Here is a 12,199-nt window from a genome sequence, read left to right on the forward strand (position 1 = left end):
GGTTCCTCATGGGGACGCCCTCCCCCGTACGCGGCCACGCGAAGTAGCCCCCGCGCTACGCCGTGAAGGGATGACGGGAGTGATGACGTGCCTGCTGAGCCGTTGGCAATCCACCCGCTGAGCTTCCTCCGCCAGAAGCATGGCTGGGGGAAGGCCGAGTTCGCCCGACTCATGCAGGCGCACGGGCGGTTGCTCGGAATCCCGCTCGCGACCAACCGGACGACTGTATGGAAGTGGGAGCAGGGCCAGGCGCCGGACACGGACGCCCAGCGCGTACTCGCCGACTTACTACGCGTCCCGTACGAACTGGTGCGGGAGGAAGGATGGCCCCGGTGGCTCCCGGTCTGGGAGGTGACGGGGCTCGCCGCGCCGTGGACCGAGGCCGGTACCGTTGAGGCGTTGTCCGAACTCGTGGGGAGTGGCCGCATGGACCGCCGGGGCTTTCTCACCATCACCGGCGCCGCCCTGACGGGCCTCGCAGCGAGCTGGGTGGACGCGCCCTCCGCCTTCGCCTCGGCCCTCAACGGGGATCAGGTCACGGACACAATGGTCTCGACGATCGAGCAGCGCATCGGCACGCTCCGCACCCTCGACGACCAGCTCGGAGGCGCCAGGCTCCTGGAGCAGGCACGCGGCGATCTCGCTTTGGTCACCGGTCTCCTGAGCGCCGGCCGGTATACCGACAGCGTCCGACTCCGTCTCTACGCCCTTGCGGCCCGGGTGTCGCACCTGACCGGGTGGATGGCCTACGACGCAGGACTGCGCTCTGCCGGCCAGCGGTACTACGTCGGGGCCCTGCGCAGTGCCCGTACCGCTGGAGACGACGCCTTCGGCGCCTTCATCCTCGCGGAGATGGGCGTTCACGTCTCCGAAGCCGGACGGACCGCCGAGCGGGTCGACCTCATCTCGACCGCCATCGACAACGCCCCTCGAACGCTGTCGCCGGACACCCAATCCTTCCTCTACCTGCACAAGGCCGAGGCACTGTCGCGCGACGGCGACCACCGGAGGGCGGGGACGGCGCTCAACCGTGCCGTCTCACTCTGGGAGCACCACACAGCGGAGGAGAACCCCGACTGGCTCGACTGGTTCGGCGAGGCCCAGCTGAAGTCGACCGAGGGCAAGGTCCTGCTGCGGTCCGGGCAGGTGGAGCGCGCGACACGTTCTTTGGAGACCTCCGTGAAGAGCGCGGCGCCTCGGGACAAGGCCGTACGGTCCAGCCGCCTGGCTGAGGCCCGGCTCGTCGGCGGCGACCTGGAGGGAGCGCTGGACGCCGCGAGCTACGGCGCCAGTCTCCTGGAGAGCCGTGTCAGCTCCGTGCGGGCTCTGGACCGCTTGAAGGAGTTCTCCGCACGGCTCGAACCGCGTAAGTCCGTCCCCGCTGTCCGTGAGTTCCGCGAGCGCCTTCAGGCGCTGCCTGTTGCATCCTGACACCAGCCGTCTCGGATTTTGAGGTTGAGCCCGTCCCCTCGGAGCAGGTGATCGAAATGCCAGGATGGGCGGCATGACGACGATCGACGGTGAGGTCGCGGCGGGGTTCGAACCGGTGCGTGAGGCGTTCGCGGCGAACTTCGCCCAGCATGGGGACATCGGCGCGGCGGTGTGCGTGTACCAGTACGGCCGGCCGGTGGTGGATCTGTGGGGTGGCATCGCCGACCCTGAGACCGGTCGTTCGTGGACGCGGGACACACTGCAACTCGTCTACTCGGCTACCAAGGGGGCGACCGCGACCGCGGCGCACATGCTGGCCGAGCGCGGTGCGCTGGACCTGGACGCGCCGGTGGCGAAGTACTGGCCGGAATTCGCCACAAATGGCAAGGCGGACATCCCGGTGCGCTGGCTGCTGTCCCACCAAGCGGGCTTGGTGGCTCTGGACCAACCGGTGCCGCTGCATGAGGCGTTGGTCTGGCATCCGATGGCGGCGGCGCTGGCCGGTCAGCGTCCCCTGTGGACTCCGGGCACTGCGCACGGCTACCACGGCCGGACCTGGGGCTGGCTCGTCGGCGAGGTGATCCGCCGAGCGTCCGGCCGGACACCGGGCCGCTTCTTCGCCGAAGAGATCGCCGCCCCCCTTGGGCTGGACTTCTTCATCGGATTGCCGGCGGGTGAGCGCGACCGGGCCAGTCGCATGGTGTACCGGCGACCAGAGGTCGACCTCACCACCGTGCCTGCCGAGTCGATCCCCGATGAGCTCCGCGAACTAGTCGCGGCGTGGCGCGACCCAAACTCATTCAGCAACAGGGCGTACGCGGTGACCGCACCAGCCGAGATCAACTTCGACTCGCCCGAGGTGCAAGCCGCGGAACTCCCGGCGTCCAACGGCATCAGCACTGCTCGCGCACTGGCGCGCATGTACGCCGCGCTAATCGGCAAGGTGAACGGCGTCCGCTTGCTCACCCCCCAAACCCTGGAGGCGGCGACCAAGGAACAGGCCAACGGGAAAGACCAAGTGATGCTCATCCCTAGCCGGTTCAGCGCCGGATACATGCTGCCCACCGAAAGCATCCCCATGACCGGCCCGAACGCCTTCGGCCACACCGGCCGAGGCGGATCACTCGGCTTCGCCGATCCCGAGCACACGATCGCCTTCGGTTACGTGACGAACCACATCATCGGAGGAACCGACGATGTGCGTGCGGCTTCACTGGTCGATGCAGTACGAAAGTCCCTGACGTAGCGACGTCGCACCTGCCGACGACACGCCCTCATACGGAGAAGATCTCGCCGTCGGCCTGCTGCTGGCGAAGCTGCGGGATGAGGATCTGGTCGATCGCATACCCTGCCCCGGGCCGGATGGCTACGGGCATGGTCCCCACCTCGTGCCGCGTGCGAGGGTCCACTGCAGATCTCCCAAGTCCGGGCAAGCCCGCCATGACCCCAGCAGTCCTGTTGCCGCCAGTCGGTCAAGTGTGGCTGGCAGTTCCGCAGGCTGGGTACCGCAGGCGCGCGCTATCTGGTCGAGCTCGCCAAGGCCACTGCTGGATTCCGGGTCAGTGTGCGCTGCAAGATACACGCTGGCCAGTCGAGGCAGCGCTCCGACCGCCCCTGCTGCATAGGAGGAGCCGGCGCGCAGTGCCCAGTCCGCGGCATGCCTTCGGTCGGGGCGGGCTGGGGCTTGGCCCAGCAGAGTGACATCGAGCAGTTCAGCGGCGATCTCGTTGGCCGCGTTCCCGGGGGCTCTACGCAGCCATCGCGCCTGCTCCAACTCGCGCCAAGGATCTGGGGCGGCGTTGAGGCGGAGGCTGCGCAGCACGCCCCTGGGCAGCCGGACTTGCATCCTGGTGTTCATGCGGAGCGCGCACTGCAGCGCGAGCAGGCGCGCGGCGGCCGAGGTGCCTGCCGGGAGCGCAGCGGCGAGGTAGCTGAGCATTTCGCAGACTCGGATCTTCTCACCCGGCCCTTTGGGGTGCCTGTGCCGCCGTGTGGTTGCCGGCTGCGGTGGTGCGTGGGCGAGGGCGGTGTCGGGTACGACGGCGGCCTGTGCTGTTGCTGCGGCGCAGGCGCTGCAGGCGTCGACGAGCCGCCACAGCCGTCCGCCGCGTTCACATGCGAGGAGGAGACGGATGGGGCCGACGCATCCGCGGTGGCGGGAGTGCCAGCGGCAGCCGCGTTCGTGACACTGGCAGATCCGCAGGTGCGGGGGACGCAGGTCACCTCGCGCATGCCGTGCGAGGTGGGCCAGGGCAGCCGAACGAGCAGAGACTGCGGTGACCGGGGTAGTGCCGTGTGGGCAGTGCTGGCAAACGAGAACGAGCCCGCCGGCATGCGGGCGCAGTTCCACGGTCCAGGCGCGCGGCGTCGCCGGACATGCTGTGCGCAGCCTCATGGACGCGTGTTCCTCCAGTTGCTTCCGCGCTGGTCGTGCCCTTGGTCGTGGGGGCGGCCGCCCACCGTAGTGCAGACGTCTGCCCTCTGCGACTGACGTCACCTGGGGAAATAGGGCAGAGGTCTGCACTGACAGGGCAGGGGTCTGCACCGTCGGATGGACGGGTGACGATCTTGCCGCCCGATCCGGACCTCGACGCGCTGCGGTTGGAACTCGCGCGTCTTCGGGCCGCGCGCGGGTGGAGCTACGACGAGCTCGCAGCCCGCAGGGGCCTGGCCAGACGCACCCTCATCGAGATCGAGCAGGGCCGCACCATCGGCACGCTGAAAACCTGGCACGCCCTCGCCCACGCCCTGGACACCCCGCTCGACGAGTTCTTCAGCACCCTGTGCCGCGGGCACGACCTGCCCGGGCCGACCCGGGACTGACTCCCCGTCCGGGCACCCTGTCGCAGATCACCCGAACCGGCGAGACGTTCCCGAACACGCGATCACGCTTTCGCACTCCAGTAGCACTGTGCAGGGCTGACCGGGCGATCCGACAGAGCTGCTGCCACGAATCCGGCGTGTTGGCTGGCAGGTTCGCCCGCATGCGCTCCACACCTCCTCCCCCGGCCCGGCGATGGGACGGCAGCCTGGTCAGCCACCGCGTGCGCCGTTCCCTGCACGTCTCCCCCGACGGCGTCAGCCGACTCCTGCGCTGCGGCCAAAGCGACCGGTGCCGCGAGTGCGGCAACCGGATCGAGTGGTACCACCGGGGCACTCACCGACAGCCTGTCCGCCTTCATCCGCACGAACTGCCAGCCGCCCGGGTACCCGCCTCGTGCCGCTGGCACGTCAGTTCCGGTGTCGCCTACCCGGCTGAAGACGGCAGTAGCTGGTGCCGTCTGCCGCACGCCGTCGTCTGCCCCGCCCGAGACGTTCCCCCGGCCCCTCCCGAACTGACCGGGCTGCGCCGGTCGCTGGCCCTGAACACCCGCCGCCTGCTCGACGCCGGAGCCTTCACCCCTCCCCCAGCCTCGCCGGACGGCCCGGCACCTCAGCCGGCCGTCTGCCGCCCGGCCCGGCCCGTCGTGCAGCTGCTGTACATCCGCTACCTCGCTGCCCGGCCGGTGGACGAGATCCAATGCGTCGCCCAGACCCGGCGCCGCCGCCGCTGCACCAACCCGCTACTCACCACCGACACCCCGCGCGGCACCTGGGTACTGGTACCGGCCACCCAGACAAACGGTCAACTGGCCCTGCCCGCTGAGACTATGGCGGTCTACGACCTCAGCAGAGTCCCCTACACCGAGCAGCTGCGCTGGCGCGCCCAGCGCTGCTCGCAGCATGCTGCCGTTCCCACGGCCGCCGACCTGGCTGTGGCCGAGTGGGAGCCTTTTGATCCGCTCCGCCACCACGAGCACATCAACGCCCGCCTGCCCGTCCCCGCCCGGCGTCCGGGGCCTGCGGGCCACGCCCGACGGGCGGCCCGGTCGTGACGCCGCGACCACGCAATGCGTGCCGCGGCGTGCCCCGGGCCGCGAACGCGGGGCTGCATCCGGCTTCTGGTGGTGCAGAGCCCTGGCGCGAATGCAGGCCCTCTCCGCTCCCCTCGGTTCTTCATCCTTTTCGCGGAGCCTTTCTTGCACACCCCCACCGATGAACAGGCCCACGCCGTGGATGCTTTCCGGGCCGGCCACCATCTCGTCCTGCAGGCCGGCGCCGGGACGGGAAAGACCAGCACGCTCGGCCTGCTCGCCGCCAGCACCCGCCGCCACGGCCGCTACCTCGCCTTCAACAAGGACATCGCCCAGGACGCTGCCGCCCGTTTTCCCAGTACGGTGTTGTGCAAGACCGCCCACGCCACGGCCTACGCCGCACTGGGCCACCGCTACACGAGCCGGCTCAACAGCCCCCGCCAGCCGGCCTGGAAGACCGGCCAGGCACTGGGGATCACCCGCCCCGTCTGCATCGGCGATCACAAGATCAGCCCCAGGGCACTCTCGCATGCCGTGCTGCGCACCATCACTCGCTACTGCTACTCCGCCGACCGCGCCCTGGCCCGCCACCACGTGCCGCGCATGCGCGGCCTGGACACGCCTTGCGGTCACGCCCAACTCGCTCACGAGGTCCTGCCGTTCGCCGTCAAGGCCTGGGCCGACTTGCAGAACCCCGAGACGGGCGTGGTCCGTTTCGAACACGACCACTACCTGAAGATGTGGGCCCTGACCGAGCCGACGATCGAAGCCGACTTCCTCTTCCTCGACGAGGCCCAGGACACCAACCCCGTCCTGGAAAAAGTCTTCGCCGCCCAGCGCGACCATACGCAGCTCGTCATGGTCGGGGACTCCGCACAGGCCATCTACGGCTGGCGCGGCGCCCGGGACGTAATGACCGGCTTCGACGCCACCCCACTCACCCTGACCCGCTCCTTCCGCTTCGGCCCCCTGATCGCCGAAGAGGCCAACCGCTGGCTCACCCTCGCCGACGCCCCCATCCGGCTGACCGGCAGCGAGACCATCCCGACCGAAGTCGGCAGCCTCAAGCGGCCGGACGCGGTGCTGTGCCGCACCAACATCGGCGCCATGGCCGAAGTCATGCGCCTGCTCGCCGCCGGCCACCGCGTCGCCCTCACCCGCGGAGGACAGCAACTCGCTGCACTCGCCCTCGCGGCCCGCGACCTCAAGGACGGCCGCCGCACCTCCCACCCCGAGCTCGTGCTCTTCGCCGCCTGGGGCGAACTGCAGGACTACGCCGCCCACGACCCCGCAGGACGTGACCTTCAGCCCTTCGTCGACCTCGTCGACACCCACGGACCCGAGGCCATCCTCGCCGCCGTCGACCAGCTCACCGACGAACAGCACGCCGACGTCACCGTCTCCACCGCCCACACTGCAAAAGGCCGCGAATGGCCCACCGTCCAAATCGGCAACGACTTCCCCCCGCCCAAGGACACCGACCAGCACGACAGCCAGGGCCGCCCCGTCCCGGAACCCGTCAACGACACCGACGCCCGCCTCGCCTACGTCGCTGTCACCCGCGCCCGCCACCACCTCGACCTCGGCGGCCTCTCCTGGATCAACACCTACCCCACCGCACCGAGCTCGCCTTTGCCGCCCGGACACGCTTGACGTCGGAGAGCAGCCCGACCGGGGCGGCGGCCCGGAACCGCCCGCCCGGCCGTCGGCGGCGGATGGGCCGAATCGCCGCGGAAGACCGCAGCGCCATCAGTTGGGACCGCCGCCTGACGCCACAGGATGGCCCACGGACCGCGCGTGTCGCTGCATGCACCCCGGCCACCGCCCTCATTGATGGCAGGGTTCCGTTCACCGAGAGCCGGCGGGATCGTGTGCCCAGAGGGCTGCTGCAATGCGGCGCAGGACGGCATGGGATGCGACAGGTGGTGCGTCGTCGTCGGGGTCATAGGGTTCAGGGACGATAATCGCTGTCTGCGCGGCACGTTCGGGGTGCTGGCGCATCAGGGGCGAGAGGGCGTCGACCAGTTCCAGCGCGGTGTAGGCGCTGGAGGGGAGCACGAGGGCGTCGAGGTCGGGGGGCGTGGGGTCGGTCGCGCGCTGGCAGCGGATCACCGGCTGGTTGTGCGGGTAGCGCACGGCTCCTTGCAGGGGAATGAGGATCTCCGCGTCGAGCATTTGGACGGCGAGTTGGCAGGCGAAGGCTTCGGCCTGCTTCCGGTCTGGGAGTACGGCCACCACACGGCGCAGGCGGTGCTGTTCGATGAGGTGGGCTGCTCCGATGGCCTGGGCCCGCCAGATGGGGGATCTGGGCAGTTCGGGCACTTGGATCCGCATCATCTGGTATGGGCTGAGCAGTCTTTTGTCCACGAGTTCTGCGCGGTCCACGCTGGGATGGTGGGTGCCGAAGATCGGCTGGGAGGGCATCTCCACGGCCCAGGCGATCTCGGTTCGGCTGTCGCTGGGGTCGAGCAGTTCGCTGGGGATGCGGGGTGTGGCCGTCACGTAGACACGCTTGTAGGCGAGGATGCCGTCGTCGTAGTGGATCAGGGCGTGCGGATGGTCCGGGCTGATGATGCCCTCGGCGGTGCGGTGGGCTTCCTCGACGATGAGGTGTTCCCAGGGCGGCAGGTGGTGGTCGCGGTGGCTTTCGGCGATGAGTCCAGCGTCGCGGTAACGGGCCACGACGAGGGCCCCCGGGGGCCGTTGTGCCACCCAGTCGGCCAGTTGCCTTGCGGTGGTCAGTTTGTCGCCCGGATTGCCACTGCGGGTGGGCTGGATGTTGATGCCCGCGAGCGGTCCCCGGCTGACCATGCGCCAGGTCTTTACCACGTGATGGAGGTAGGTCTGGTCAGGCCCGAGCACCAGGCATGCCGGACTCGCGGCTTCATGAACCGCTGTCGCTACCGTCATGGTCTTGCCTCCCCCGGCCGGCATGCTGAGCAGCATGCGCTGGCCGCCGTTGAGGATGATGTCGGGCAGCATGGGAGGTGACGGTTCGCGGCCCGCGACCCAGAAATCCTGACCGTGTTCATGCGAGTCGAGGACACCGGGTGTCGGCTGCGGCCGCTGAGCAGGCGGGCGCTCGTCGGTAGTGTCCGTGGATGTCCCAGAGAGCGTCGCCGGGACGCTCTCATAGTGGGGTTCGGGGACCCATTCCATGGCCAGGGCTTCGACGGAGTCGATCTCTTCGCGGCTGAGGAGGCCCGCGATGGCGAGGACGCGCAGGTCGGCGATCCACTCGCCCAGTGGGAAGCGCGGGTTGGTGTGGTCGTCGAGGTAGGCGGCGGGAACGCGCAGGTGTTGGTGGGTGCGGTAGAAGCGCCGGGCGGCGCGCAGGCCGCGGGCGTGGGTGGCGGCCTGGATACCGAGGGGGCGGCGCAGTGCGAGGGCGAGCGGGTCGTGCTGCAGGGGCAGCGCGGCCAGTTGTGCCTGCTGGTCCTTGGCGAGGGCGGGAAAAGAGTCGAACTGTTCGTCCAACCAACGGGTGAGGGCATCGGCGTCGGCCGACAGCGGGCCCGCCGGGATGGCCAGAACCTTGCCGTGGGCGCGGGCACGGGCGCACATGCGCTGCCACTCTTCGGGCCAGGCGGGGTTCCACCAGGGGTCGATGTCCTTCAGGGCGCGCCGGTAGGGGGCGGGCAGGGTGCCGTCGGCTGCCTGGCGGCGCTGCTCGGCGAGCCACTGGCCCAGGGGACGACCCTGGTAAGTGTGTGCCGGTGCCGGGAGCAGGTGGCCGTGCTCGCGGGCGTAGGCCTGGGCGATGTCCAGGAAGGTCTCCGCACTGTTCTTGGGGTGCGCCCAGGGCATGTTGCAGGTGGCCAGCGCGGCGGCGCGTGCCGCGGAGAGGTTTCCGGCGGCTTTGAGGGCGCGCTGGTAGCCAAGCCAGCAGCCGAGGTGGAAGCCGTCGGGGGTGATGTGGTTGCTGGGAACGCTCAGGTGGCCGTGGGTGTCGAAGAAGGCTTGCGCGCAGGCCATCCCGGTCTCCCAGACATCGGGCTCCGGTTCCATGATCCGCAGCATCAGGTGCGGGGCGATCTCCGGGGCGCGTGCGGGCCGGATGGCGGAAGCCGGTGTGGACAGCAGCAGTCGGGCGCCGTTGACCGGGAGGCGGTAGAAGTAGTGCTCGTCGTACGCCTTGAGCGCGATCATGACCTGGTGCAGCAGGTGGTACGGGGTGCCGAACGCCGCTTCTTCGGCGCGTTGCCCGGGCCCGAAGAATACGGGGATGACCAGGGTGGAGATCTTGTTCATGCTGGGGCCGATGCGCAGCGCGCGGCCGATCGCCTGGACGATGTCGATGGTGCTCTGCTTGGGGTCGGCGAAGAGCACGGAGTCGGCCAGTGGGAAGTCGACGCCTTCGACGCACAGGCGGACATTGCACAGCACGCTCAGCTCCGCCAACCGGCCGGTGCGCGTGTCTGGTGGGGGCTGGGCAAATCGTGCCAGGCGCTCTTGCCGCTCGCGGCGGCCGTTACGGGAGTGGACGCTGGCGACCCACAAACCCTCGGCGTGGCCGCCGGGTATGGCGGCGGCGGTTTCGGGCAGGGTTTCGGCGAAGGCCTCGCTCTGGACGATGCTGCGGCTGAAGACGACCGCGCGGCGAATCGCGTGATCTTCGCGTGCTTTGAGCAGGGCCAGCTGGGCCGCCGCCACGCGCATGGCGTCGGCCTGGGGGGTGCGCCTGGCCCCCTTGCGTGTGCGCCCGGCCAGGAAGGCGTGCAGCTGCGCGTTGTGGATTTCGGGGGCGGCGATGCGGTAGTCGGCGAGCCGTCCTTCGTGAATGGCTTCGGCCAGTGAGTAGCGGTAGGCGATGCGGCCGAAGAGGTCGACGTCGTCCATGGAGGCGATCGGCTCCGTGGTGATGCCGCGGTTGACGTCCCAGATACGCGGTGTGGCGGTGAGGTAGAGCCGGTGGCGCGCGGGAATGGCGTCGTCGTCGTGGATGACGGCCCACGGCTTGGCGCGGGCGCCGGCGGTGCGGTGCGCTTCGTCGACGACCGCGATGTCCCAGCGCGGCAGCAGATGGCGCTGGTGGGCCTCGACGAGTTTGGGCAGCGAGGCGTAGGTGGCGAAGACGCTGACGGGCCCGTCGGCGCCGCGCACGGCGGCGGCCAGCCAGGCCGGGTCATTGGTCATGGTGAGCACGCCGCTGAGAACGGGCTCGCTGGTCTGCTTGTCGGAGCACAGGCCGAAGAAGTGGCCCGGTCGGCCGGAGGTGTGCCAGACGCGGGCTGTCTGGTTGAGCAGGTCCAGGGTAGGCATCACCGTCAGGGTGCGACTGTCGGAGGTGATTTCGTGGGCGATGTGGACGGCGAGGTGGGTCTTTCCCGTACCGCACGGCATGATGACCTGCTGACGTTCGGAACCCATGGCGAACGCGTTGAGCACGCAGTCCGCCGCCGAACGCTGGCGCGTCCACAGTTCGCTGGGCAGGCGTTCGACAGGCAGGTCGTGCAACACAGGATGGCTTCCCCGCTCGAGCTGATGACGCTTCAAGGGGCAGGGTGCGGAGGGGGATACGGTGCGGGGTGCTCAATGCGGGTCTCCTCACCCCTGGGGGTGAACCCTCAGGTCGAGGAGCGGTGCGTCGTGGTAGAGAGGGCGCAGGGCCGCACGGGCTTCGAGGGCATCACGGGCCGGGACAGCCATTCAGCGGGGCGCAGCCCGGGGCCCATCAGCCGGACGGACGGCAAGGATGACAAGGGCTGTGCGGGGGTGCCGTGGCCGGGCAGCCGCAGGGCCCGGGCGAGGGCAGCATGTTGGGGGATGCGGTGTGGGGCGGGAGCCTGTCGCGGCAACCGGTTCGTTTTGTGGCGCACGAGTCGAACTGTTCGTTCTTGTGGCGGGTGGCCGGTGTGCAGGGGGTGGAGGTCGACTTCCTGCTCGCCGAGTTGGGTGACGGGCCGCCAGGGCAGCAGGCCCTGCGACCGCATCTGGCGGAAGTGCTGCTGAGCGGCGCGGCGGCGGACCGGCTCGCACAGATGCTCGGCGTGCCGTCCGCGCGACTGCGGTGGGCTCTGCCGCATCTGCGCGCACCGCACCTCATGCCGGGCGAGCGGGCGCGGTGGGAGTGGCCGTGGGAGCCGTTGGCGCACTGTCTGGTGCCGGCCTGCGGGTTGTGTGCGGCAGTCCGGGGCGGGGGCTGGGGTGAGGTGTGGCTGGTCTGGCCAGAGAGGTGGAAGATCTGCGAGCGGCACGGCCGGTTCACTCACCTGCGTCAGGTCGGGCCGGGAGGGGTCGATATGGCCCAACTGCCGGAGTCCGTCGACGCGCACCGCAGGCGGGGCAGGCTCGAGCGGCGCCTCGGACCCACCGGAGCCGTGCTGGTCGCGGACGCGTTCGCTCTGACCGGATGGTGGTGGCGCCGTGCCCCGCTCACCCGCCGGTGGGCCGAGCGTGCCGGGCGGGCAGGCCTGCAGCCCGGAGACGTCGAGACGGCGTGGCTGCTGGTGTATCCGGAGGCGCTGCAGGTGGCCCGGGCGCTGCTGCGCTACGAGCAGCAGCGGGCCGACCGGCCCGGCGGGCCCTGGGCTGAAGCCGAAACTGATCTGGTGGCCGAGCTGTCCCGACTGGCGAGTGAGCTCGGGCTGCCACCGGGCAGATGGCAGGTGCCGGTGGCGGAGTGGCTCGGCCGGCACCATAAGTGCGCACCTGCCGCAGGGGACAGTGAAGGCAGCGGCCGGCGTCGTGACAGGCGGCCGGTCACGGCATTGATCCATCACGGCGACAAGAATCCGGCGTCACTCGACCACAGCTGCCTGCCCTGGGACTGGAGCGATCCGTTCACCGCCGTATGAAGTCCCGCACGGGCGACACCTCCCTTGATTCGCACACACATCCGCGCGTTTCCCCGATCGGAGGGCGGAGACGCAAGCCGCTGCGGACATCTCCTCGTTGCCCGGATGCTGGAGCAG

At 69.9% G+C, this 12,199-nt stretch carries 7 protein-coding genes; 6 read left to right on the plus strand and 1 reads right to left on the minus strand.

The features are described 5' to 3' along the window. The first annotated feature begins 87 nt into the window (after positions 1–87). From GT045_RS34810 to GT045_RS34830, 5 genes are all read left to right on the plus strand, one after another. Positions 88–1,431 carry a transcriptional regulator gene (locus tag GT045_RS34810; RefSeq protein ID WP_161336650.1) on the plus strand — a complete coding sequence of 448 codons (1,344 nt, stop codon included), beginning with the start codon at positions 88–90 and terminating at the stop codon, positions 1,429–1,431. Positions 1,432–1,504: 73 nt separating this feature from the next. Beyond that, positions 1,505–2,677 (plus strand): serine hydrolase domain-containing protein, encoded by a 1,173-nt coding sequence (locus tag GT045_RS34815; RefSeq protein WP_161336651.1) that lies wholly within the window; start codon positions 1,505–1,507, stop codon positions 2,675–2,677. A gap of 1,313 nt (positions 2,678–3,990) precedes the next feature. Then, positions 3,991–4,254, plus strand: coding sequence for a helix-turn-helix transcriptional regulator (locus tag GT045_RS34820; protein ID WP_161336652.1), 264 nt, complete (start codon positions 3,991–3,993; stop codon positions 4,252–4,254). Between the two features lie 161 nt (positions 4,255–4,415). Further along, on the plus strand, positions 4,416–5,306 hold the full coding sequence (locus GT045_RS34825) for a DUF6083 domain-containing protein (RefSeq protein ID WP_161336653.1): 891 nt from the start codon (positions 4,416–4,418) through the stop codon (positions 5,304–5,306). A 144-nt stretch (positions 5,307–5,450) separates the two neighbouring features. Continuing rightward, positions 5,451–6,938 carry a UvrD-helicase domain-containing protein gene (locus GT045_RS34830; protein ID WP_161336654.1) on the plus strand — a complete coding sequence of 496 codons (1,488 nt, stop codon included), beginning with the start codon at positions 5,451–5,453 and terminating at the stop codon, positions 6,936–6,938. A 195-nt stretch (positions 6,939–7,133) separates the two neighbouring features. Here the strand turns inward: GT045_RS34830 and GT045_RS34835 are convergent, their stop codons facing one another. Continuing rightward, positions 7,134–10,745, minus strand: coding sequence for a DEAD/DEAH box helicase (locus GT045_RS34835; RefSeq protein ID WP_161336655.1), 3,612 nt, complete (start codon positions 10,743–10,745; stop codon positions 7,134–7,136). Between the two features lie 260 nt (positions 10,746–11,005). Here GT045_RS34835 and GT045_RS34840 point away from each other — a divergent pair, with 260 nt between their 5' ends. Continuing rightward, on the plus strand, positions 11,006–12,082 hold the full coding sequence (locus tag GT045_RS34840) for a hypothetical protein (RefSeq protein ID WP_161336656.1): 1,077 nt from the start codon (positions 11,006–11,008) through the stop codon (positions 12,080–12,082). Positions 12,083–12,199: the final 117 nt, after the last annotated feature.

This window comes from Streptomyces sp. SID486, assembly GCF_009865385.1.
Classification (GTDB): domain Bacteria; phylum Actinomycetota; class Actinomycetes; order Streptomycetales; family Streptomycetaceae; genus Streptomyces.